The 23,526-nt window shown below is 39.6% G+C and carries 18 protein-coding genes; 2 read left to right on the forward strand and 16 right to left on the reverse strand.

The genetic code is table 11. The annotated features are described in order from the left end of the window. Positions 1 to 94 precede the first annotated feature (94 nt). Together ACOWPH_RS15255 and ACOWPH_RS15260 are read right to left on the reverse strand one after the other, a co-directional pair. The gene (locus ACOWPH_RS15255; RefSeq protein ID WP_015216228.1) at positions 95 to 2,872 is read right to left on the reverse strand and encodes a bifunctional acetate--CoA ligase family protein/GNAT family N-acetyltransferase; all 2,778 of its coding nucleotides are present in this window, start codon (positions 2,870 to 2,872) and stop codon (positions 95 to 97) included. A 116-nt stretch (positions 2,873 to 2,988) separates the two neighbouring features. Next, positions 2,989 to 3,447: a hydrogenase maturation protease gene (locus ACOWPH_RS15260; protein WP_015216229.1), complete on the reverse strand. Its 459-nt coding sequence runs from the start codon at positions 3,445 to 3,447 to the stop codon at positions 2,989 to 2,991. Positions 3,448 to 3,940: 493 nt separating this feature from the next. Here ACOWPH_RS15260 and ACOWPH_RS15265 point away from each other — a divergent pair, with 493 nt between their 5' ends. Continuing rightward, on the forward strand, positions 3,941 to 4,336 hold the full coding sequence (locus ACOWPH_RS15265; RefSeq protein ID WP_015216231.1) for a pentapeptide repeat-containing protein: 396 nt from the start codon (positions 3,941 to 3,943) through the stop codon (positions 4,334 to 4,336). Between the two features lie 222 nt (positions 4,337 to 4,558). Here the strand turns inward: ACOWPH_RS15265 and ACOWPH_RS15270 are convergent, their stop codons facing one another. The 14 genes from ACOWPH_RS15270 to ACOWPH_RS15335 form a co-directional block, all read right to left on the reverse strand. After that, positions 4,559 to 6,007: a Ni/Fe hydrogenase subunit alpha gene (locus ACOWPH_RS15270; protein ID WP_015216232.1), complete on the reverse strand. Its 1,449-nt coding sequence runs from the start codon at positions 6,005 to 6,007 to the stop codon at positions 4,559 to 4,561. Positions 6,008 to 6,160: 153 nt separating this feature from the next. After that, on the reverse strand, positions 6,161 to 6,775 hold the full coding sequence (locus tag ACOWPH_RS15275) for a CP12 domain-containing protein (protein ID WP_015216233.1): 615 nt from the start codon (positions 6,773 to 6,775) through the stop codon (positions 6,161 to 6,163). 77 nt (positions 6,776 to 6,852) lie between these two features. Next, complete coding sequence (locus ACOWPH_RS15280; RefSeq protein ID WP_015216234.1) at positions 6,853 to 7,398, reverse strand: NAD(P)-dependent nickel-iron dehydrogenase subunit HoxY; 546 nt, start codon at positions 7,396 to 7,398, stop codon at positions 6,853 to 6,855. 105 nt (positions 7,399 to 7,503) lie between these two features. Then, complete coding sequence (locus ACOWPH_RS15285; protein ID WP_015216235.1) at positions 7,504 to 8,019, reverse strand: DUF3122 domain-containing protein; 516 nt, start codon at positions 8,017 to 8,019, stop codon at positions 7,504 to 7,506. Between the two features lie 60 nt (positions 8,020 to 8,079). After that, positions 8,080 to 8,796, reverse strand: a complete 717-nt coding sequence (gene hoxU, locus ACOWPH_RS15290; protein ID WP_015216236.1) for a bidirectional hydrogenase complex protein HoxU — start codon at positions 8,794 to 8,796, stop codon at positions 8,080 to 8,082. Between the two features lie 104 nt (positions 8,797 to 8,900). Beyond that, a complete protein-coding gene (locus tag ACOWPH_RS15295; RefSeq protein WP_015216237.1) occupies positions 8,901 to 10,502 on the reverse strand; it encodes a NuoF family protein in 1,602 nt (533 codons plus the stop codon). Then, complete coding sequence (hoxE, locus tag ACOWPH_RS15300) at positions 10,489 to 11,004, reverse strand: bidirectional hydrogenase complex protein HoxE (protein ID WP_015216238.1); 516 nt, start codon at positions 11,002 to 11,004, stop codon at positions 10,489 to 10,491. The genes ACOWPH_RS15295 and hoxE overlap by 14 nt, the downstream gene beginning before the upstream one ends. Positions 11,005 to 11,027: 23 nt before the next feature. Further along, complete coding sequence (locus tag ACOWPH_RS15305) at positions 11,028 to 11,558, reverse strand: universal stress protein (protein ID WP_015216239.1); 531 nt, start codon at positions 11,556 to 11,558, stop codon at positions 11,028 to 11,030. A gap of 321 nt (positions 11,559 to 11,879) precedes the next feature. Next, complete coding sequence (locus tag ACOWPH_RS15310; RefSeq protein ID WP_015216240.1) at positions 11,880 to 13,673, reverse strand: ABC transporter ATP-binding protein; 1,794 nt, start codon at positions 13,671 to 13,673, stop codon at positions 11,880 to 11,882. 320 nt (positions 13,674 to 13,993) lie between these two features. Then, on the reverse strand, positions 13,994 to 15,040 hold the full coding sequence (locus tag ACOWPH_RS15315; RefSeq protein WP_422665589.1) for an ABC transporter substrate-binding protein: 1,047 nt from the start codon (positions 15,038 to 15,040) through the stop codon (positions 13,994 to 13,996). A gap of 13 nt (positions 15,041 to 15,053) precedes the next feature. After that, positions 15,054 to 16,010, reverse strand: a complete 957-nt coding sequence (locus ACOWPH_RS15320; RefSeq protein WP_422665590.1) for a TonB-dependent siderophore receptor — start codon at positions 16,008 to 16,010, stop codon at positions 15,054 to 15,056. After that, a complete protein-coding gene (locus ACOWPH_RS15325; protein ID WP_422665591.1) occupies positions 15,967 to 17,697 on the reverse strand; it encodes a TonB-dependent receptor plug domain-containing protein in 1,731 nt (576 codons plus the stop codon). The genes ACOWPH_RS15320 and ACOWPH_RS15325 overlap by 44 nt, the downstream gene beginning before the upstream one ends. 108 nt (positions 17,698 to 17,805) lie before the next feature. Then, entirely contained in the window at positions 17,806 to 18,801 is a 996-nt protein-coding gene (locus ACOWPH_RS15330) for a helix-turn-helix transcriptional regulator (RefSeq protein ID WP_015216243.1), read from the reverse strand. 19 nt (positions 18,802 to 18,820) lie between these two features. After that, the gene (locus ACOWPH_RS15335; RefSeq protein WP_015216244.1) at positions 18,821 to 19,000 is read right to left on the reverse strand and encodes a hypothetical protein; all 180 of its coding nucleotides are present in this window, start codon (positions 18,998 to 19,000) and stop codon (positions 18,821 to 18,823) included. Positions 19,001 to 19,062: 62 nt separating this feature from the next. Between ACOWPH_RS15335 and ACOWPH_RS15340 the strand changes: the two genes are divergently transcribed. Beyond that, on the forward strand, positions 19,063 to 23,490 hold the full coding sequence (locus ACOWPH_RS15340; RefSeq protein ID WP_015216245.1) for a response regulator: 4,428 nt from the start codon (positions 19,063 to 19,065) through the stop codon (positions 23,488 to 23,490). The last annotated feature ends 36 nt before the right edge of the window (positions 23,491 to 23,526 follow it).

A 23,526-nucleotide genomic window follows, 5' to 3' on the forward strand; every position in this document is an offset into this window, starting at 1 on the left:
TAAAATTACAGCGGATTTTGCTGTCAGGAGGTACATACCTAGCGGGCAAGATGCCCGCACCACAAGAGTTTCATGATTCAAGTTTGTATCTCATTTAAATGAAATCCGCTGTAATTTCTGCCCTTAATACTGTTGCATCAGTTGTGGGTGCAATTTTGAAACCGAGTTTTTTGCATACTCGCTGCATACCTGAATTATCAGCGAGAATATCGGCATAGATACAGCAGATTTGCTCATTTTTAGCAATTTCTAGCAATCTGTGGAGTAATTCTGTTCCTAAGCCTTGACACTGAAAGCGATCGCTCACCAGCATAGCAAATTCAGCCGCATTATTACCATGCAATTTACTCAAACGCCCGACAGCTATAATTTCCTGGGTTCCTGTTTCCAAATTTTGGGACTCTGCAACTAAAGCCATTTCCCGATCATAATCAATAAAACATATCCGCGTCAGTCGTTCATGGGTGATGCGATGACTCAATTTCATTAAGTGGAAATATCGGAAATAAACGCTTTCTTCGGATAGGGTTTGATGAAATTTTACCATCAAAGGTTCGTCTTCAGGACGGATAGGACGAATGGTAATTGGTGTCCCATTTTTTAGTTTCCAATCGCCTACATATTGGGTAGGATAGGGACGAATTGCTAATTTTGGTAATTGGCTTGCTTCGACATCTGGAGAATGGAGAACTATCCGCGCATCTAAAGCAATTAAACCACCAGGATTTGCAGGAGTTGGCGGAATTGCCAACAAGGGATTAATATCAATTTCTTTAATCCATTTTTGTTCTACAACCAATTGACTAAATACTACTAATAATTGCTCAAGTGCAGACATATCAATACTGTTACGTCCTCTCACACCTTGGAGAGCTTTGTAAATTTTGGTGTGTTCCATCATCCGCCGTGCTAAAGTTGTGTTGAGAGGTGGGAGTGCGATCGCACTATCTTGAAAAATTTCCACCAACTGTCCCCCAGCCCCAAACAATAACACTGGCCCAAATTGCGGATCTAAACTACTACCAACAATCAACTCATAACCATCAGTTTTCACCATTGGCTGTACAGTGACACCAAGAAAGTGTTCTGCACCTACTTTTTCTCTTACCGATGTTTCAATAGTCCAATAAGCATTTTTTACAGCTTCGGCATCTTGCAGATTTAACTGTACACCACCCACATCTGTTTTATGGGTAATAGTTTGGGAATAAAGTTTTAAAACTATTGGATAACCAAAACTGTCTGCACATTCAACTGCTTTATCTGCACTGTCAGCAATGCAACTTGCAACCACCGGAATACCATAAGCTGCTAAAATTTGCTTAGATTCAAATTCCGTTAGAATTGTTCTTTCTGCTTGTCTGGCAGCTTGAATAATATTCTCAACTATGGTAAAATTATCGGCAGTAGAATCACAACTTAAATTGGGTAAAATTGGAGTTTCATAAATACCCTTTAAGTTATAACTATACCGCCACATATAACTAAATACCCGCGTCGCAGTATCGGGATAAGGGTATGTAGGAATACCTTGATGGTTGAGAATTTGTTCCCCAGCAGCGACATCAGCCCCACCCATCCAACTTGCTAAAATCGGTTTATTGGAAATTTGGGAATAGGGTTTTAATTGTTGGGCTGTTTGGGTAGGATCTGTCATCGACTGTGGTGTAAGAATCACTAACAATCCATCACTATTCGGGTTTTTTGCAGCAATTTCTAAAGCTTGAGTATATCTTTGAGGATCAGCATCTCCTAAAATATCAATAGGATTACTATGACTCCATTGGGGAGGTAAAACTTGATTTAAATCAGTGATCAATTCTTCAGAAATTTCTGCAAGTTCTCCCCCACTTTCAATTAATGTATCTGTTGCTAATACTCCTGGACCACCAGCATTAGTTAAAATCGTTAAACGTGAACCTTGGGGACGGGGTTGTTTTGCTAATACTTCTGCCATATCAAATAAGTCAGAAATACTATTTACTCTTAACACCCCACAACGTCGAAAAGCAGCATCTAAAACAGCATCACTTCCTGCTAATGCACCTGTGTGGGAAGCTGCGGCTTTGGCTGCGGCTGCGGTACGACCGGCTTTAATCACAATTATTGGTTTAGTTAAAGCAACTTCTCGCGCTGCTGACAGGAATGAACGCGCATCCCCAATAGATTCCATATAAATTACAATACTTTTTGTATGGGGGTCATCACCAAGATAATATATTAAATCTCCCCAACCAATATCTAACATTGAACCGATGGAAATGAAGGCACTAAAACCGACGTTTTCTTTAAAACTCCAATCCAGAATCGCTGTACATAACGCCCCACTTTGGCTGATAAAACCAACATTTCCCGGACGCGCCATTGTACTAGCAAAGGTAGCATTTAAACCTGTGCGAGGACTCATTAAGCCTAGACAATTGGGGCCAATAATGCGAATTTTACCCCGGTGTGCTTGTTGGAGTATTTCTTGTTCTAAAGCTATACCTTTGACACCTGCTTCTTTGAATCCAGCGGAAATAATAATTGCTCCTTTGATTCCTGCATCCACACAATCAGATATAATCTTGGGAACGGTGGCTGCTGGTGTGGCAATTACCGCTAAATCTATCTTTTCAGGAACATCAAAAATAGTAGGATAGGCTTTAATTCCTAATACGCTACGACGCTGAGGATTAATAGGAAAAACCGTTCCCCCAAAGGGATGACTAATTAAGTTCCAAAGCAATGTACGTCCCACACTTCCAGCTTTTTCACTTGCACCAACCACCGCTACACTCTGAGGTCTGAAAATAGCGTCTAGGGGATTTATTCTCTCTGTTTGCAATATATCATAAGCCCGGTCGCTAGTCGATTTCATATATTTTTGCATAGGGATTAGAGATTGGAATTGGGGATTGAGGATTGGTAATTGGTAATTGGTAATTGGTAATAACTCTTACTTGTCACCTGTCACCTGTCACCTGTCACCTGTTCCCTTCATTCACACTACATCCATAAATTTCTACATTTATCCAAAATTCGGATAATTTTAATAAGTGCGATCGCAATTCCATTTTCAGCACTGGGTGATATGCGATCGCTAATTTCAAAGTTTACCCCCGGTACTGTCACCAACCAAGCCGGGGGACAGTGGCCATATAAGGATTCTGTGAGGGCTAAGAGTGATCGCGGATCACCTGTATGCCCATTAATAGTGCTAGAATCTCTGGATGAGAGCGATCGTACTTGTACATCTAAAGGTTCACAATGAATACAAGCATCAACAAAAATCGCCAAATCAGCATTTGCTAAATTTGCAGCTAATTCCGGTGTCAATTGATGAACTGCAAGGGATTTTACGGTTAATAAGTGCCAAGAATTAATCGCATTTGCTATCCGTTTACCAATACCGTCATCACCACGTAATTCATTACCGTAACCAATCACCATTGCAGTTCCACTCATTGCTTTAACACTCTTTTAGGAAATTCCAAATAAAAAATATTCAATTCATTCTTGTGGGATAGGCCGAAAAGTCTGTCCTGAAACCCGGAGGGGCTAGAAGCCCATCTCACCAGATTGGATAATTGATTTCCTGGAAGTCCCTGAGACAATAAAATAACTAAACTATTATTTTCAACAGGAACTTTTACATCAGCATCCTCATAAATTACTGCTGTAATAGGTTTGTAAATCAACTCATATTAAGAAGCGTGACCAATATATAAGGATGACATCACTCTGCTCTCCTAATATCCTTATTATAGGATTATTGAATCTATTTTAAAATTAAAGCAAAAATTTGAGGAACTTGTGAGGAAATACAAAAGCTTTTAAATCAAAAATTTTATGGTTGAACAAATTTATGTTAATTTTGATTTAATTTCGGTGATTATTGGTTATATGATGAAAATATATTTATTTGATTCAACTTTAGATTTAACAGTGAGGCTGTTATATGCCTGAAGCCAAGTTCCAACAGCCCATTAATACTGCTGCCAAGATTTTAGAGGAGTACGCAGCGGGAAAACGAGACTTTGAAAAAGCCGAATTAGGCGACGCAGATTTGCAAAGTGTTGACTTAAAAGGCTCTAACCTCAGCTATGCTGATTTGAGTCATGCTAATCTCAGCAGTGCTAATCTACGCGGCTGCGACCTCAGTTTTGCCGATTTGAGTCATGCTAACTTGCATCATGCAGATTTGCGAGGAGCAATGTTGTTTTCTGCGGATTTACGTCAAGCTAATTTAGCAGGAGCGCACTTTGAGAAAGCAGATTGCGATCGCACCACCCATTTTCCCGCAGATTTTGACCTAGTGCAAGCTGGTGTAAAGTTAAGTGAAGAAATTCAGTAGACAACTAGACATCAACCTCATCCTGACCATACCTCGTTACCTCGTTCCCAGTCTCTGACTGGGAATGCCATCCAAAGGCTCTGCCTTTCCTGTTATTTCCATATAGAGTAATGAACAAAAAAGGTTGGTGTTGGTGAGTGAGTATATGATTTTATCTCACGCAGAGGCGCAGAGGCACGGAGAGCAAGAGTTTGAGAAATAGAAGTTTTGACTTTCATGTAATTAATTTCGGTAAATTTTATTAACTACAGTTCCATCTTTAGCCACTACTTCAACCAATAAAGGCATTTGTCCCATGGCATGAGTTGAACAACTTAAACAAGGATCAAAAGCCCGAATACCAGCCTCTACACGATTTAACATTCCTTCTTTAATCTCATCACCTTGGATAAAATGACGGGCAATTTGAGCTACTGTACGATTCATAGCTAAGTTATTTTGACCAGTAGCAATAATCAAATTGACTTTTTGCATTAAACCATTTTCATCAACATGATAATGATGGAATAATGTTCCTCTTGGTGCTTCACTTACACCCACAGCTTCTAATTGATTAATACCAGCTTCAGCACGGAGATGAGTTGATAAAATATCAGGGTCATCAAGTAAGATTTCTATTTGTTCAATACTAGCTAAAATTTCAATTAAACGGGCATAGTGATAGAAAAATGATGACTTAACCGTCCCAGTTCCATGACTACGAAACTCTTGTAATTCTTGATCAGCTAAAGATGTACCAATGTGACTGCAAATATTCAATCTAGCTAAAGGCCCAACGCGATACATTCCACTATCTAAACGACAATGATCCTGAGTATCGGGATAACCTAAAGGACGATAATAAGGAGATTTCAAATAAGAATCTGCTTGAACTGCTTCACCGATAAATTCATGATAGTTACTGGGGTCAAGTTTATCAGCAACAATGTTACCAGCACTATCAACAAAACGGAGATGTCCGTCGTAGGTTTCCCATAAACCCTCAGCAGTCACTAACCCCATAAATAAACTAGGGAAATTACCAAAAGTTTGCGCTTCTTTTGCATATTTTTCCAGCAGCTTTTTAAATAAATCTATGGCATTAATAATAGTAGTGCGTGCTTCAGGAATGCGTTGTTGAATGTGGGTGCGATTTTCTGCTGTTAAAGGGTCACTAACTCCACCGGGAACAGCCCAAGATGGATGGATTTTTTTTCCTCCTAATAATTCAATTATTTCTTGACCAAATTGACGTAACCGAATACCACCTCTAGCTAATTCTGGTTCAGCAGCAATTAAACCAAATACGTTACGTTGTGCGGGGTTGCTATCCATGCCTAATAATAGGTCTGGAGCGGTCAGGTGAAAGAAGCTGAGGGCATGGGATTGGACGATTTGACCTAAGTTCATCAACCGGCGGAGTTTGGTGGCTGTTTGTGGTATTGTGACAGCGAGAATGCGATCGCCTGTTTTTGCTGATGCTAACAAATGACTCACCGGACAGATACCACAAATCCGTGCGGTAATTCCAGGCATTTCCGCTAAAGGACGACCAACACAGAATTTTTCAAAACCACGAAATTCTGTTACATGAAACCTTGCATCATTAACTTGTCCATCATCATCTAAATAGATACTGATTTTCGCGTGTCCTTCAATGCGAGTAACCGGATCAATAATTATTTTTTTCATAAAAAATAGGTAATAGGTAATTGGTAATTGGGTAAGGATTCAGGATACAGAATGTTTGATATAGCAGGGAACAGAAGAGAAAAATATTTGTCATCCTTCCTGACTCCTGACTCCGAACTCCTGACTCCTGACTCCGAACTCCTGACTTACGAATTACAACTCATAAATTCTTGCTTCTGCTGCTTCTGGATATTCATCACAGTAATCTTCAAAAGCAGTTTTTAAAGGTTTCTCGGCTCGTTGGTGGGCAATTTCGGCTTGTATTTCTTCTACTACATCCCAAGCTGCTGCACATTCTGCGGAATTTATGCCTTTATCAGTACAGACAAGACGAGCTTTTTTAATTTCATCTTGTAATTCTTGTTCTAACAAAATTGAACTAGGTTTTTCTAAACTGCTACTCCGCGCTAAGATATCAGTAAGTGAAATAATTCCTATGAGATCACCACTAATTACAGGCGCACGACGGAGATTGTGATTAGCAAATAATCTGGCTACATATTCTAAACCTAATTCGGGATTTACGACAATGCAAGGTTTAGTCATGATTTCATAAACACGGATTTTATTTGGATCTTTGCTATAGGCAATTACTTTATAAACAATATCGCTTTCGGTGATAATTCCATAAGCGTCTTGTTCATGGCGACGATCTACAATTAATGCTCGCCAATCTCTAGCTTGCATTAATTTGACTGCTTCTGTTACTGTTGCTGAACTGCGAATCATGGCAACATCTTTGGTCATTACATCTGCTGCTGTTAACATATTTTACCTCTGAAGGATATGGATTATAATGAACCGCGAAGGCGCGAAGGACGCGAAGGAAGAAGAAGAAGAAGATATTAGCCAAATTTAATCATTTCTCGTCCTTCCATTTGCGGTTTTTCTCCTTTCAATAATGGTTCTAATGTGGCACGAATGCGGGGGGCTGAGGGGGGACAACCGGGTAAATAAATATCAACTGGTATGACTTGATGTACAGGTACGACTTTATCTAGTAAGGGTGGAACTATTCCCGGTGCGTGGGGAATTTGCTGGTTAACGTCGGCTGATTGAATATAAGCAAGTTGGAGGACAGGTTCAGCACCACCTAAGGGATTACGTAAAGCGGTAACGTTTCCAGTAACAGCACAATCACCAAAGGAAATTACTGTTTTAGTGCGTTCTCTAATTTTGTGAATTAGTTCTAAATGTTCTTCATTTGCGATCGCACCTTCAACCAATACCAAATCTACACCTTCTGGATATTCCTTAATATCAGCTATGGGACTATAAACTACATCTACTTGGGCGGCTAAATCTATTAACCATTCATCTAAATCAAGAAAGGACATATGACAACCAGAACACCCACCTAACCATACTGTCGCTAATTTCAATCTAGTCATTTTTCTGTTCTCAAAATCTGAAAAATACTTTAACTAAAAAAAATAAAACACTCTTTACCTCTTATTTCTCTGTGTCCTCTGCGGTTAGTTTCTCCGTTGAAAATTCTAACTAATCAGCACGGTACGCCATTCCTTGACTACAGATGCGGGAACTGAGATTTTGATAAAGTTTGAACCGGGTAGAGGTATTCCCAGTGTTAACTTCTCATCTGGTAATTCTGGCAAAATATTTGTCAAATCATATTCACCAATGGTTGGTGCTGGTGCTTCATCTAAAAATACATCAGCAGCCTTCCAAACTTTACCTGTTTCCGAGGTGATTTTTAAAGGTTGAGGATGAATTAATTTAGCAGAACCAGGAAAACCAATTAATCGAAGATTTATATTAGATGCTTGACCAGGATATATTTGTTTAAATAACACAACCTGCCAAACTTTTCCTGATTGATCATCTAATTTTACTTGTGAGCGATAAAGAAATTCTCCCGGTGCTTCTTCTAATTGAGTGATAGCAGCATTTGCTTTCTGGAATGTGAGGTCTCCTAAATCCAGGAATATAAATGCTGTCAAAATCACCAAAAGTAGCATCCGCAAAAATATTTTTCCAATTCGGTTTAACATTAGATTTCTCTTTTGCTAATTGATATTGATTGATAGATAATTGTCCTGGGTTACATTCTTCTAAAAATTCCATTGTTTTTTCTCCCTGGCTGTAAATAAAAATTCGATTTTGCCACGATCATGTTTCATCTCTCCTACACTTGAACCTTTATCAAATAATGCTCCTGTGGGACAGGCATTAACACATTTACCACAAGAAGTACAAGTTTGAGAAGTCCCCCAAGGCTGATTTAAATCAGTAATAATGTGAGATTTTGATCCTCTTCCTGCCATATCCCAAGTATGTGCGCCTTCGATTTCATCACAAACACGAACGCATCTGGTACAAAGCACACAACGGTTATGATCAATGCCAAAAAGATGATGAGAAGTATCAACGGCACGGTTAGGAAATTGATATTCTAACCGGACGTGATCCATACCCATTTCTATTGCCAGATCTTGAAGTTCACAATTACCATTAGCAACGCAAACCGAGCAAATGTGATTACCTTCAGCAAATAGCATTTCGATAATTGTACGACGGTATCTTTGTAAGCGATCGCTATTTGTATTCACCTCCATCCCTTCAGAAACCTTTGTCACACAAGCCGGTTGCAATTTATTACTCCCAGAAATTTCTACCAAACACAACCGACAAGCACCCACATCTCCCACACCTTCCAAATGACACAGCGTAGGAATATGGATACCAGCCCCCTGCGCTATTGTCAGTAAAGTTTCATCCTCACGGGCGCTGACTAATTCGCCATTTATCGTTAAAGTTTTTACAGTCATAAGGGTAATTCGTAATTCGTAATTCGTAATTCGTAATTCGTAATTTCAGATTGGTGATTAGTGAAATTCTTACCTGTTCCCTATTCCCTTCTTACTGTCACCTGTCACCTAATCAAAGCCAAATACTCGTCGTGAAAATAACGCAAAGTACTAAAAACTGGATTTGGTGCAGACTGTCCTAAACCACATAAACTAGTTTGTTTCACCATGTCGCAAAGTTCCTCCAGCAATTGCAAATCAGTTTGTGCAGCTTCCCCTTTGCTAATCTTTGTTAATAACTGATATAACTGCACAGTTCCCACTCGGCAGGGAATGCACTTACCGCAAGATTCATCCATGCAAAATTCCATGAAAAAGCGGGCGACATCCACCATATTTGTAGTTTGATCCATGACAATCATCCCGCCAGAACCCATCATGGAACCTAACGCAGTCAAGGATTCGTAATCTACAGGTGTAGCAAATGCTGACGCAGGTATACATCCTCCAGAAGGGCCGCCCGTTTGTACTGCTTTAGCAATACCATGATCAGGAACACCTCCCCCCATTTCCTCAACAATTTGTTGTAAGGATGTCCCCATAGGTACTTCAATTAAACCTGTATTGCGGATTTTTCCAGCTAAAGCGAAAACCTTTGTGCCTTTACTTTTCGCAGTACCGATATTCGCAAACCAATCTGCACCTTTACGGATAATTGGCGCGATATTTGCAAAAGTTTCCACATTGTTAATTAAGGTCGGATAGCCCCATAAACCCGACTCAGCAGGGTACGGTGGACGGGGATGAGGGACACCGCGTTTACCTTCAATAGAAGCCATTAAAGCCGTTTCTTCACCGCACACATAAGCCCCCGCACCAATGCGAATATCAATTTTAAAATCAAAGGGTGATTCAAAAATTTGCGAACCGAGAAGTCCGAGGCGTTGACTTTGGCGAATTGCAGTTTCGAGACGATGAATAGCAATGGGATATTCTGCCCTTACATAAATATAACCTTGGGTTGCACCAATGGAGTATGCTGCGATCGCCATTCCTTCTAAAACTCGATGAGGATCACTTTCTAGTACACTCCTATCCATGAATGCACCAGGATCACCTTCATCTGCATTACAAATAACAAACTTTCTCTCTCCCGCAGACTTAGCCACCGTAGCCCATTTTAAACCCGTGGGATAACCAGCACCACCTCTTCCCCGCAAACCGCTTCTGGTAATTGTCTCAACTACCTCACCAGGTTTCATTTCCCGCAGAACTTGGTAAAGCGCCTGATAACCCTCTGCTGCAATGTAAGATTGAATCCGTTCCGGATCAATTTTGCCACTGTTTTCTAACACAATCGGTAATTGATTTGTAAAAAATGGTTGAGTTAAATCACCCTGTTGTAAGTTGGTTTCTGCCCCATTTACACCAGCAATAATCTGTGTTGCATCTTCTGGAGTGACTTTTTCATAAAGTTTTGACTCTGTGTGGTTTTCTGGGATATCCACCTGAACTAACGGCCCTTGACAGCACAGACGCATACAACCGACACCCGTAACTTGGATAGTATCTTCCAACCCCGCAGCTTTCACAGATGTATCAAGATTGTCTTTGATCGCTTGGGAATTAGAAGAGAGACAACCCGCCGCCGTACAACAACGAATCTGTATAGGTTTAGCTTGGGAACGTTCTTTTTGAGTTATTTCTAATAATTCATGTAGTTCCATTTTTCAGCCATTCTCCCACTTTCTCGCAGACTGATTCCGGGCTTTGATGGCCTAAAACAGCACCATCAAACACCACCGCCGGTGCAATTCCACAAGCCCCCAAACACCTAGCTGTCATCAGAGAAATTTGACCATTTGGGGTAGTTTCCCCTGCGTGAATTTGGGTAGACTTTTCCAAACTAGCTAAAATCGCCTGAGCGCCTTTTACATAACAAGCAGTACCCGTACATACCACGCAGTTATGCACACCTTTGGGTGCTAGGGAAAACAAATGATAGAAAGTTGCCACCCCATACACCCGACTAGGTGGTAATTTGAGGCTATGGGCAATGTAAAGTAATAAATCCAGTTCTAAATAACCAAACAGTTCCGAAGCCCGATGGAGAATTTCAATCAGTGCATCCTGTTGATACTGATGACGCTTGATAGTTGCATCTAGCATCTTCAAACGTTTATCTCCACTAGGATGACTAGAAGATGGCGGCGAAATAGAAGTTTTCATATTACCAATTACCAATTACCACTTTAACTAACTGCGGTGGTAGTTTCTGTGAGCATTTCTGCTGATTTGGCACGAACGGGAAGATGCATAACATGGACTGAACAAGGAGCATGATGCAAAACATAGTTACTCACACTACCCATAAATAACTCCGTCAGTCCAGAATGGCCACGCCGCCCCATTACTATTATGTCAGCATTCCAAGCTTTAGCCAAATCACAAATAATGCGTCCTGGACTACCAGAATTTTGGCTAAATTCCGTATTGATACCTAAGGTATTTGCTTGGGAAGAAAAAGACTGTAACATTTGTAAACTTTCTGTTTTAAAGGTTTCCCAGTTTTGCTGATATAGTTTAAAATTCTGCTCGTTCCAACCTGGATAGTAGTCAATATGAGGCGCAATCATAATATCAGGACTACCACTTTCTTCTAGAGAGAGGACGTGTAAGAGCATTAATTTAGCTGATGTTAACTTTGCTAATCCCAAGGCTTGCTCAAAGACATCTCTACCCATTTCTGAGCGGTCTAATGCAACTAAAATTTTATTAAACATACAATACCTCTATTTTGATTTTGATAATTACTCATAATTGCTGCTTGTGTTTTTTAGATAAAGACTTGGTTGCAATACTGTTATTGACCGTGCTTTGATCACATTCATATCGGCAATGAGATAATCGACTGTAAGAAGACAGGAGCAGAGAAAGCAAGTTGTATTAGCTTTTAAGTTTATTTAAGTGGATAATTGTTTTTGCCATGCTGCACTACTCTGTAACTTTCTTCTATACTTATCGTTTATACGCAAACAATTTGAGGAACTTGTGAGGATAAGTAAAAATCCAGTAGCTATTCCCATACATTAGACATATGTCTATTAATAAATTCCAGATTGTACGCGCCACAAAAGAGCATAAATACCATCAAGCGCAAGTAAGTCCTCATGCTTACCCTGCTCCACAATTTGACCATGATCCATGACATATATGCAATGACTGTGGCGAATTGTAGAAAGACGGTGAGCGATCGCAATAGTGGTGCGATTTACGGTAATCTTATCTAAAGAACGTTGGATTGCAGCTTCAGTTTCATTATCTACCGCAGATGTTGCCTCATCCAAAATCAAAATCGGTGGATTTTTCAAAACTGCTCTAGCGATCGCTATCCGTTGACGTTGTCCTCCAGATAACTTTTGTCCTCGTTCCCCAACTATTGTTTCATAACCTTGGGATAGTTGCATAATAAAATCATGCGCTTCAGCTACTTTCGCCGCATTAATTATTGCTTCATCAGTAGCATCAAAAGTCCCATAAGCAATATTTTCTGCCACCGTACCATGAAATAAAAATACATCTTGACTAACTAAGCCAATACTGCGACGCAAATCGGATAAATTCAACTTTTGGATATCAATTCCATCAACAGTAATTGAGCCATGGGAAACATCATAAAATCGCAATAACAATTTGACTAAGGTGCTTTTACCCGAACCTGTAGAACCAACAACCGCTATAGTGTTTCCATCAGGAATATGTAAAGATAATTCTTTAATTATTGCTGTATTATTTTGATAAGCAAAGGTAACATTTTTAAAGTTAACTTCACCCCGCACTTGTTCCACAACTAAAGGTACATCTCCCGTAGTAATTTCGATGGAAGTATCTAACAAATCCATCACCCGTTTTGTAGAAGCCATTGCCCGTTGATATCTGTCAAAAGTTTCTCCTAAAAATACCAACGGCCACAACAATCTTTGGACTAAAACCAGTAAAATACTGTAATTACCGACGGATATCTTACCAGAATATGCAGCCATACCTCCCAAAAATAATAAAGCCGTAAACCCAACTAAAACCAACATTCTAATTACAGGTATAAAAGCAGCAGAGAGCTTAATGGCTTTGGCATTACTTTTTTTATAAGCTTCGCTTTCCGCTGCTAATCTGGCACTTTCATATTTTTCAGCAGTGAAACTTTTTATTGTAGTAATACCACTAATATTATTGGCTAAACGAGAATTGAGGAAACTAACTTTTTCTCTAACTTCAGCATAACGAGGTTCAAGCTGTTTTTGATATACCAATGAACCCCAGAGAATAAAAGGCATTGGCAGCATTGCGGCTAAGGTGATATTAAGAGGTAAAATTAAAAATGCACCACCAATTAAAATTATAAATGAAGTGGTAACTTGAATAATTTCATTAGCTCCCCCATTTAAAAAGTCTTCAAGTTGATTAATATCATCACCAAGAATGGACATCAAACCGCCTGTACTACTATCTTCAAAATAAGCCGATTCTAATTCTTGTAAATGATTGTAGGCATCTAGGCGTAAATTATGTTGAATATTTTGGGCTAAGTTTCGCCAAAGTCTATTATAGGCATACTCAGAAAGTGATTCAAATATCCAAACAATAACGGTGATTAACGAAAGTAGAGCAAATTGCCATACTACTTCTTGAATGCCTAATTTACCAATAAATGAGTCTTGCTTCTGGACTAATATATCTACAGCTACACCTATTAACCAAGGTGGTGCTAAATCTAAAATTGTATTAATTACAGAATAGGTAGAGGCTTGGTAAATTTGTCCCTGATATTTTTGTCCGTAGTGGAGTAATCTTTGGAGGGAAGAGCGTTTATTTGATAAAGGATGGAATTTTGATGTCATTGTCAGAGTTCAAATTCAGTGATTTAGATTTTTTAGTTAGTCATTGCAATGGCAGTTGACGAAAATATGTAGATTTTACTATTTTTTGATATGTAAAATTTATCCAAAAACAGCAAATTTATATCCTAAAAGGGCAGTTACCCCACCCAGGAGGTTTGTCAATGCGTTGTATCCCTTTCTTTAGAGAAATCGGAAAATCTCAATGAGGGCTTTACTTGATTTTATGAGTATGGCTGATTTACAATTTACACGCTTGGCTGGAAGTACTTAAAAGTTAACTAATAACTTTTAATTTGTATTATTTACGAGTGATTAAAAAGTTAATCAAAGTTAACTTTTTTAGCCAAGGGTGATAGTTGCTCTTGTAAAGTTTTGAGAGTAATCTGTGTACCACTGGGGGAAGGTAAACCTAGACAAATATAAGTAGGAATAAAGTAAACTCGGTTTTTTTTACTTGCACTTAATGACTGAGCTAGAGTGTTTGTATGCCAAGATTTTTTGATAGATTGCAATTGAGTTTTTGCGAAATTATTAATATTTTTTATTTTGCTTAACTCTACAATGTTATGTCCTTGGACAATGATTAAATCGGCATCAAGTTTGGGTAATATTTCTACCGAAATCGGTTGAGTAATATTTTTTGGCTCAGAGATGGATAAGGTAGTAAGTTTAAATCCAATATCCTCTAATAAACCCCCACAAAAATCTAGAGGAGTGACAATATTGATGGCGGAGTTTAGTTGTTCTGACGACACCATGAGAACTTTTGGATAGGCTTTAACAACTGGTGCTAAGATTTGACGGGTTATTGCGATTTGCTGATCATGCTCTGCTATGATTTTTTGAGCGTGATGAGTGCGTCCTAATACTTGAGCGATCGCCTGTAAAGAATCTTGCCATTTATTATTGCCAACATAATCAAACAGCAATGTAGGAGCAATTTGTGATAATTGACCATACTGTGGCTGATTTCCCCGAATATCGCCCAAAATTAAATCAGGCTTGAGTCTGATGATAGCTTCTAGGGATGGATTGCTACTCATCCCCAGGTTAGCGATTGGTTGGGTGATGCGATCGCCTAAATAGGGAATCTGTTCTTGAGGACGATCAAAATCACCGCGACGATTGCTAAATATTTCGGCGTAGCCAATAGGCTGCACATCTAATGATAATAAGATGTCTAACATCTTCGGATTGAGAACTACAATCCGTTGCGGTTGACCACAAACCTTTGTTTCACCCCCCAAATGTCGCACAGTTTGACAATCACCTGCGGGGGTGCGATGGGTAAATGATACGTTAGTTGGTTGGTGATGACAACCTATAATTGACACCAACACCAAACAACTTAACAGCAATAATCGCAAAATTCCCCTCATCCTAAAAACTCACCGAAATTGAACCCACCACTGTAAATGGTTCTCCAGGAAGGCCTGCATTAGTGCGGCTACCAAATCCACCTCTGCTGTTTGTATATTCAACATCAAATAGATTGCGAAAATTGAGGGCAAACTTCCAGTTGTCTCGGCGGTAAAATAGTGCTGCATTGGTGAGAAAATAGCTATCTAGGGTAAAACTGTTGTCTAAATCTCCCGGACGTTCCCCAACGTAATTAATCCCGATTCCTCCACCCAATCCTTGTAAACTCCCGCTTTGAATTTCGTAGGTTGTCCACAGACTGGCTTTGTGTTGGGGAATCCCGGTCAATCTGTTGCCCACAGCAATAGTATTATCTCTAGTAACTGTTGCATCCGTATAGCTATAGGAAGCAATAATATTCCAACCGGGTGAAATTTTTCCTGTCAAGTCTAATTCTACACCTTGGCTACGCTGTTCACCGGTGGCAATGGAAATACCAAAACCTGAAAAATTCGGATCTTCCGTAGCGACATTCTGTTTGGTAACGTCGAAATAAGCTAACGTCGCTAACAAATTCCCATTTAATAGTTCCGTTTTCACCCCTAATTCAAATCCTTCTCCTAGTTCAGGTTCTAAGGGGTTGCCATCTGCGTCGATGTCATCCACACTGGGGTTAAATGATTGGGAATAACTACCGTATAGGGAAACATGAGGAATTGGTTGATAAACAATACCGACTCTTGGTGTCCAGGCAGAATCATTTTGAGTTGTATCACCACCTGGGTAGAATAAAGCCGGCACATTTTCATTTCTTTGTGCTACTGTCTCATAGCGCAACCCTAGTAAAATATTCAATTGATCAAAGATTTCAATTTGATTTTGCAGATAAATTCCTAAGCGGTCAATTTCGGAATTGCGATCAAACAGCAATGTATCAAAGTCCGGGCGATTTACGCCATAGGTGGGATTGAGAAACATTGATGGGGAATGACGTAAAGTTAGCCAAAGCAAAGCGACTAGTATTGGTACGACTTAAATCAGCACCAAAGAGTAAGGTGTGTTTGAGTGCGCCAGTGGTAAATTTGCCGACAACGTTGGTTTGTAATGAGTAATTGCGAGAATTGAAATCATCTAAAGCAAAAATTCGCTGGAGTTCCCCATTTGTTTCATCAAACCCCAGAAAGATGCTGAGTTGATCAGAAAAAACTGTGGAATCTGTAAAGCGAAAAGCATTGCGAATTGACCAGTTATCGCTGAATTTGTGGTCTAGAGATAAATTTAAACTCAAGAAATCACGGCGTAAGAAATCATCGGGTTCATTGAAAATCCTACTGCGTGGAGTATCAATAACTCCATTCTCAAAAGCCAATGTACCTGAATCCCAAGGCTGTTCGCGGTTGGAGACTTGTAAATCAAAAGCCAAGTTAGTGCGATCGCTAATCTTCCATGTCAACGCCGGCGCAATAAAAAATTGCTTAAACTCTTGATCAAAATCTCGAAACCCATCTCGCCTAGAATAAACTGCATTCAACCGATAGAGCAGGCTTTTGTCATCTGTTAAAGGCCCGGAAATATCTATTTGGGGACGAATCAAACCATCAGAGCCAAATTGTAATTCTCCTTGATAAAAGGGTTCAGATAGAGGTTTTTTAGTGACTACATTTATTAAACCTCCAGGCTGAATCTCACCATAGAGTATAGATGCTGGCCCTTTTAACACCTCAATTCGTTCTATGTTGGCGACTTCGGGAATCTCAGCAAAATCATATTGACGAAAACCATTTTGCAATACAGGTGCTTGATTAAATCCCCGAATACTATAGTTTAAATCACTAAAGGTATCCGTACCGTTATAGACCACACTACTAGAATTTTGTAAAGCTTCCTCCAGGCGTGTGACTTGCTGCTCTTCTAATACTTGGCGAGGAATCACCTGAATTGATTGGGGAATTTTCAAAATAGGTGTATCCGTTCGCGTGGCTGTAGTAGCATTTGGTGCGAAATACTGGTCTTGTTCTCCTGTGACTATTAGCTCAATTGCCTCATCCTGTTGTACTGGAGGTTCTTCTTGTGCTGTCTGGTTAGCTGGTTGTGATGGTTGTGTCGCAGTCGTTGTAGGTGCTATAGCAAAAATCAATCCTTCATCCCCATCAAACAACTCAACTGTAGGCAAAATTTTCTCACCCACTACCATCAAGCGCACACTATTAGCGTCAATATTCGTAACTGTAATTTCCGTAATTCCCGCCATCGGTTTCTCTGAGCGGAATGTAAAAGTTTCTCCTGATAATAAACGCAACTGAGCATTAGGGATATCTGCAATAAAGCTATTACCGTCACTACGATTTGTGATTTGCAATTGTTCCCCTTGGACTGTTTCTAAAATTACCTCTACACCTTTATTCGTGGGATTTGCCTTGACTCCTGTAATTAGCACAGTCAATTGAGTATCAGGAGTTGGTGATTGAGAGAGTAAACTTTCAACCCTAGTGCTGAAAGAATGGGTTTCGCTTGGTGTTTTAATTCTATTGTTAACTGTATCTTGCTGCTTTTCTGAAGCCAATACCTGTCTAGGTTGGAATACACCAGAGATGATCCCAAATAAACTGACTACCAACCAAAGATAAATCTTGAGCGATAGTCTCAACCACTTGCTACTTTTCATACTACTCCTCACACCACTATAACAATCCTACTTATTGCGTATCTTTCCTAATTGCAATAAACCAGAGTGTAGAAGAGTAGAGCTAATTGAGTCTATCCCCAAACAGTCTTATAGTCCCGAAACAAGCTTTTTGCTCAAAGAACATTCCCGTGGGGTGATGCCAAACTTGCGCTTAAAGGCAGCAGCGAAATGTCCTAAATGAGAATAACCCACAATGTTCGCAACTTCGGCAACTGTGAAACTACGATTCTGTAACAGTTGATGTGCTTGTTCCATACGCTGATTTGTCAAATAACCAAACACAGTTGTACCGAATTGCATCTGAAAACCTCTTTGCAGGGTACTTTCACTCACACCTACCTGTTGTGCCAACTCTGACAATAATGGTGGATTTTCTAACCGTGCTTGTAAAATTTCCTTGGCATGATTAATTTTGGTAATAGTTTCTTTTTTTAATCGTAGTGGTAATTGGCTGACCGTATTATCTGCTAAAAAAGGGGCTAATTGCAGAGACATCAATTCTATGATCTTACCCTGCAAATACATCCGCTTGGCTGTTCCTTGATATGGGCAGTTAATTATTTGCAGCACGACACCTTGGATAGCTGCATTAGTTTTGGGATAAAGTAATGTTTGGCAGCCGCTTTCTTTGTCCAAAAATTTCAATTGAGGTAGCATTTCTCCATCTTTTCCAGGGAAAAAAGTCTTCAATAACTGAGGTGGCATTTCTATGTCAATACCTATAATCCTTTGGGAATGGGGATAGACTACATCCATTTTTTGCTGAACCCCGCCACCAGAAATCAATGTATGGCCTTCCCCAATATGCCCATAAGTATCTGTGTACATCCCTAAAGCTAAAGCACCAAACTGGAGAGGATGATTACTAACTGGAATTTTTAGTACAATATCCTGATGATATTGTTTATCGAAAATAGTTAGCAAAAGTTCAGGATAAATTTCAATTGCTCGATAATAACCTCTACCGAGATGTTTAGGCATTTCATCAAGATATTCACATTGTTCTAAAGCTGAATTGGCGGTATGATTTTCCTTAGTCTTCAACAGTTCATTGTAGTTTTTAACTGTTAGGGCGATTGTCATTACTGGCGAATGTTATTATTTAATAATAATTAATCTCAATAATTTTACCACTAAGTTGCTTGGGAGAGGAAACAAGTGTATCCTCTTTCAGAGGAGAAGCTAGGCGATCGCTCAAATCACCAATGCACAACTCTAAACCCTCACTTAGCTTGACTTCTCGCCAAAAACCTTGTCCCAGTAGTTGTGGGTAATTGTACATTACGTCCAACTAATCATCGAGGTCTGGATGTTGGGAATTCTTACTTCAGGAAAGCTTTTAAAATGAAAATTTTAGTTGTCGAGGATGATGAGTTAAATGCCTATGCACTCACCGCTGTTCTCACTGACCAAAATTACGCCGTTGAAGTAGCGACTGATGGTGATGCGGCTTGGGATTTAATCGAAACTTATGATTATGATTTAATTCTTTTAGATGTTCTGTTACCAAAACTTGACGGAATTAGTTTATGTAGGCAGATCCGGTCTAGTGGCAGGCAAGTACCAATTTTATTATTAACAGGGTGCGATCGCTCTCACGAAAAAGCCACAGGTTTAGATGCAGGTGCAGATGACTATGTAGTTAAACCCTTTGATCAACAAGAGTTAGTAGCTCGTGTGCGAGCGTTATTACGCCGGGGTAGTGCAACTTTAGCACCCATCTTAGAATGGGGTAACTTACAACTAGATCCTAGTAGCTGTGAAGTCACCTATGGCCAAAATCTCATCTCCCTCACCCCCAAAGAATATGCACTCTTAGAACTATTCTTGCGAAATCAGCGCCGGGTATTTAGCTGCGGGATGATTTTAGAGCATCTTTGGTCCTATGAAGACACACCAGGAGAAGAAGCCGTCCGCACCCATATCAAAGGACTGCGAATGAAGCTCAGAAATGCGAATGTACCCCACGATTTAATCGAAACAGTATATGGCATTGGCTATCGTCTCAAACCCCTAAAAGAAGAAAGCAAAGAAAATAATTCTCAAACACAACAGCAAACACTCACAGCTATTGCAAATATTTGGCAGCGATTTCGGGAACGGGTAAATGAGCAAATCACTGTATTAGAGCAAGCCGCACAGACTTTAACTCCAGAACTGCTTTCCCAAGCATCCCAAGAAGCTCACACCCTCGCAGGCTCATTAGGTACATTTGCTTTACCTCTTGGTTCAAAGTTAGCCAGAAAAATTGAAAAATTACTGAAATCAGGAAAAACATTCACCAAAACAGACATTATCAATCTGCAAAATTGGGTAAAGTTACTGCGTCAGGAAATTGAACGCAAAAACGCAGAAAATGTACCCCCACCATCAACTAACAATGAACTCCCCTGGTTATTAGTAATTGAGGATGATGCCAATTTAGCAGAGCAAATCAAAATTGAAGCGATTAATTGGGGGTTAAACGTCTCAATTGCCACCAACTTAAATGCAGCGAAAAGTCAATTTTACCGCCAGCATCCTAGTGTAGTGTTACTAGACCCTAAAGTGGGAGCAAACCAAGAAGATAGCGGTAAATTTTTGGCTGAAATTTGCCAATATAAACCCACAATTCCAGTATTAGTATTTACCGATCAGACTAATTTTAGCGATGCCTACGGAGCGCTTCGCTACCGCTTGCAAATAGCTCGCAATGGCAAACACACTTTTTTACAAAAGCCAATGCCACCCCAACAGGTATTAGCCTCAGTCCAGCAAGTCCTGCAAAATTCCCCCCATACAGAAGCAAAAATCTTAGTCGTAGATGATGACCCGCAGATTCTAGCACTACTACAAACCTTACTCACCCCTTGGGGTCTAAAAATCATCCCTCTGAGCGACCCCCGTCAATTCTGGCCAACCCTAGAAACACAAAAGCCAGATCTGCTGATATTAGATGTAGAAATGCCCTACATCAACGGCATTGAACTTTGTCAAATAGTTCGGAACGATCCCCAACATCATGAGTTACCAATTCTCTTTCTCACCGTTCACAACGATGCAGAAATTATTAATCAGATATTTAGCTCCGGTGCTGATGATTTCGTCAGCAAACCCATCATTGAACCAGAATTAGTTACCCGGATCATCAATCGCTTAGAAAGGGTGAGACTGTCACGACAAATGACTCAAACCCATAATATCCAAATCAGCAACATTACCCAACAAAAACACATAGAAATAGAAATTCAGCGCATAAATCGCACCTTGCAAACATTAACTGCTTGTAATCAGGCACTAGTCCGCGCCAAAAATGAGTCTGACTTACTCCAACAAATTTGTCACATTATTGTCGAAATTGGCGGTTATCGTTTGGCCTGGGTGGGTTTTGCCCAACAAGATATCACCCAAAGCATCCTACCAGTAGCTCAAGCAGGTTATGACGCAGGATATTTAGAATCTCTGAACCTAACTTGGGCTGATACAATCCGAGGACAAGGGCCTACAGCTACAGCAATTCGTACAGGTGAAACCCGTATCATTGAGAATATTCTCTCAGATCCCAATTATCAGCTTTGGAAGTGTCAAGCTCATGAACGGGGTTATGCCTCCTCAATTGCTTTACCTTTAATTACTGATAATCAACAAACTTTTGGAGCTTTGAATATTTACGCCACATCTACAGAAGCTTTTGATGCAGATGAAGTCAAACTACTCCAAGAACTAGCCGCTGACTTAGCTTATGGGATAGTGGCTTTACGAAATCAGCAACAACGACAAACAGTGGAGTTTGCACTTCATAAAATTCAGGATGAATTAGAATTAAGAGTAGCAAAACGCACTGCTGAATTAATTACAGCCAATTACAACTTGCAGTCAGAATTAAGTGAGCGACAACGGACACAAGAAGCACTCATCATTTCCCAAACCCGATTTGAAGGAATTTTAAGTATTGCTGATGATGCCATTATTTCTATTGATAGTAATCAATGTATTACTTTATTTAACCAAGGTGCAGAAAAGATTTTCGGCTACTCTGCCGAAGAGGTTCTCGGAAAACAGCTAGATTTACTTTTACCTATGCGTTTTTCTGAACAACATCGCCATCATGTCACTGATTTTGGTAAATCTCCCAGTCCGGCTCGGAGAATGGGAGAAAGAAGCGAAATATTTGGTCGCCACAAAGATGGTACTGAATTTCCGGCTGAAGCATCTATTTCTAAATTAAATGTTGGCTTAGAATCAGTTTATACGGTCATTCTTCGTGATATAACTGAGCGTAGACAAATAGAAAGGATGAAGGATGAATTTGTATCTGTAGTCAGTCATGAACTGCGTACTCCCCTCACTTCAATTCATGGTTCTTTGGGAATGTTAGCTAGTGGTTTGTTACCAACAAATTCAGAACAAGGTAAACGCTTGCTACAAATTGCTACCGATAGTACTGAGCGCTTGGTGAGGTTAATTAATGACATTCTCGACATCGAGCGCATCGAGTCGGGTAAGGTGAAAATGGAGCGGGAAAACTGCAATTTAGATGAACTAATTAATTCAGCTTTGAATATAATGCAGCCTCTAGCTAATAAAGCTGGGGTGATTTTATCCATTTCTAGTTTATCTGTGCAACTCTGGGCTGATCCAGATCGCATTGTCCAAATTTTAACTAATTTGTTGAGTAATGCCATTAAATTCTCTACTTCAGGTGCTACTGTTTGGCTAACAGCAAAACAACAAGAAAATGAAGTTCTGTTAACAGTTAAAGATACTGGCAGAGGAATACCATCTGATAAATTAGATAGTATTTTTGAACGTTTTCAACAAGTTGACTCTTCCGATTCACGCAACCATGAAGGTACGGGTTTAGGCTTGGCTATTTCTAAGAGTATCATACAGCAACATGGTGGAGAAATTTGGGTAGAAAGTGTTTTAAATGAGGGCAGTAGTTTTTACCTAACTCTGCCGATTTGGCAACTTCCTCAACCTGAATTAGAAAATTCTGCTTCTGAAGAAATGCTAATTAATAATCAATATTCTCCCTTGGTATTGGTTTGTGATGATGATGTTGTGATTCGTACTGAATTACAAACTTTGCTGGAGCAAGGAGGATATCAGGTAATGACAGTTGCCACAGGTGAAGAAGCAATTTCTACAGCCATTACTCAACATCCAGATGTGATTCTACTAGATTTACTCATGCCGGGAATGAATGGCTGGGAAACAATGGCAGTATTGAAAGCACGTGAAGATACTCAAAATATCCCCATTGTGATTTGTAGTGTTTACCAACCCAGTAAAAGTAATCAAGCTAGTGCTAATTTTGTGGATTGGTTGAGTAAACCTGTAGAAGAAATATCTCTGTTACATTCTTTGAAAAAAGTAGTAGCTGAACCTGCTAGAAAAGTCAGGATTTTAATTGTTGAAGATGATAATGATCTCGTCGATTTGTTGGTAACTTTATTTGAGAGGCATGATGATATTGAAACCTTCTTTGCTAAAACAGGTAAGGAAGCTATTCACCTTAGCCAAAAAGTTAATCCTGATTTACTAATTCTGGATTTAATTTTACCGGAAAGTGATGGGTTTACAGTAGTAGATTGGCTCAAACAACATAATCAACTTTGTACTATTCCCGTAGTTGTTTATTCAGCTAAAGATTTAGATGATTCGGAACGCCATCGACTAAAATTGGGACATACAGAATTTTTAACTAAAGGACGAGTTTCAACTCATGAAGTTGAAAAAAGGGTGCTGTATTTGCTGCAAAAAATTACTGGGGGAATTGGTAATGGGTAATGGCTGGAGTTTAGACTAAATGAAATGAGTGAAAAA

It is taken from the genome of Anabaena sp. PCC 7938 (assembly GCF_049315035.1).
Classification (GTDB): Bacteria; Cyanobacteriota; Cyanobacteriia; order Cyanobacteriales; family Nostocaceae; genus Anabaena; species Anabaena cylindrica.

What these genes read in the sequence shown, in the direction of transcription:
- ACOWPH_RS15305 (WP_015216239.1), bottom strand. Translation starts at nt 11,558, where the DNA reads ATGTTTAATAAAATTTTAGTTGCATTAGACCGCTCAGAAATGGGTAGA.
- ACOWPH_RS15265 (WP_015216231.1), top strand. Translation starts at nt 3,941, where the DNA reads ATGCCTGAAGCCAAGTTCCAACAGCCCATTAATACTGCTGCCAAGATT.
- ACOWPH_RS15310 (WP_015216240.1), bottom strand. Translation starts at nt 13,673, where the DNA reads ATGACATCAAAATTCCATCCTTTATCAAATAAACGCTCTTCCCTCCAA.
- ACOWPH_RS15285 (WP_015216235.1), bottom strand. Translation starts at nt 8,019, where the DNA reads ATGTTAAACCGAATTGGAAAAATATTTTTGCGGATGCTACTTTTGGTG.
- ACOWPH_RS15275 (WP_015216233.1), bottom strand. Translation starts at nt 6,775, where the DNA reads ATGTTAACAGCAGCAGATGTAATGACCAAAGATGTTGCCATGATTCGC.
- ACOWPH_RS15255 (WP_015216228.1), bottom strand. Translation starts at nt 2,872, where the DNA reads ATGCAAAAATATATGAAATCGACTAGCGACCGGGCTTATGATATATTG.
- ACOWPH_RS15330 (WP_015216243.1), bottom strand. Translation starts at nt 18,801, where the DNA reads ATGACAATCGCCCTAACAGTTAAAAACTACAATGAACTGTTGAAGACT.
- ACOWPH_RS15325 (WP_422665591.1), bottom strand. Translation starts at nt 17,697, where the DNA reads ATGAAAAGTAGCAAGTGGTTGAGACTATCGCTCAAGATTTATCTTTGG.
- ACOWPH_RS15280 (WP_015216234.1), bottom strand. Translation starts at nt 7,398, where the DNA reads ATGACTAGATTGAAATTAGCGACAGTATGGTTAGGTGGGTGTTCTGGT.
- ACOWPH_RS15340 (WP_015216245.1), top strand. Translation starts at nt 19,063, where the DNA reads ATGAAAATTTTAGTTGTCGAGGATGATGAGTTAAATGCCTATGCACTC.
- ACOWPH_RS15320 (WP_422665590.1), bottom strand. Translation starts at nt 16,010, where the DNA reads ATGTTTCTCAATCCCACCTATGGCGTAAATCGCCCGGACTTTGATACA.
- ACOWPH_RS15270 (WP_015216232.1), bottom strand. Translation starts at nt 6,007, where the DNA reads ATGAAAAAAATAATTATTGATCCGGTTACTCGCATTGAAGGACACGCG.
- ACOWPH_RS15295 (WP_015216237.1), bottom strand. Translation starts at nt 10,502, where the DNA reads ATGGAACTACATGAATTATTAGAAATAACTCAAAAAGAACGTTCCCAA.
- ACOWPH_RS15335 (WP_015216244.1), bottom strand. Translation starts at nt 19,000, where the DNA reads ATGTACAATTACCCACAACTACTGGGACAAGGTTTTTGGCGAGAAGTC.
- hoxU (WP_015216236.1), bottom strand. Translation starts at nt 8,796, where the DNA reads ATGACTGTAAAAACTTTAACGATAAATGGCGAATTAGTCAGCGCCCGT.
- hoxE (WP_015216238.1), bottom strand. Translation starts at nt 11,004, where the DNA reads ATGAAAACTTCTATTTCGCCGCCATCTTCTAGTCATCCTAGTGGAGAT.
- ACOWPH_RS15260 (WP_015216229.1), bottom strand. Translation starts at nt 3,447, where the DNA reads ATGAGTGGAACTGCAATGGTGATTGGTTACGGTAATGAATTACGTGGT.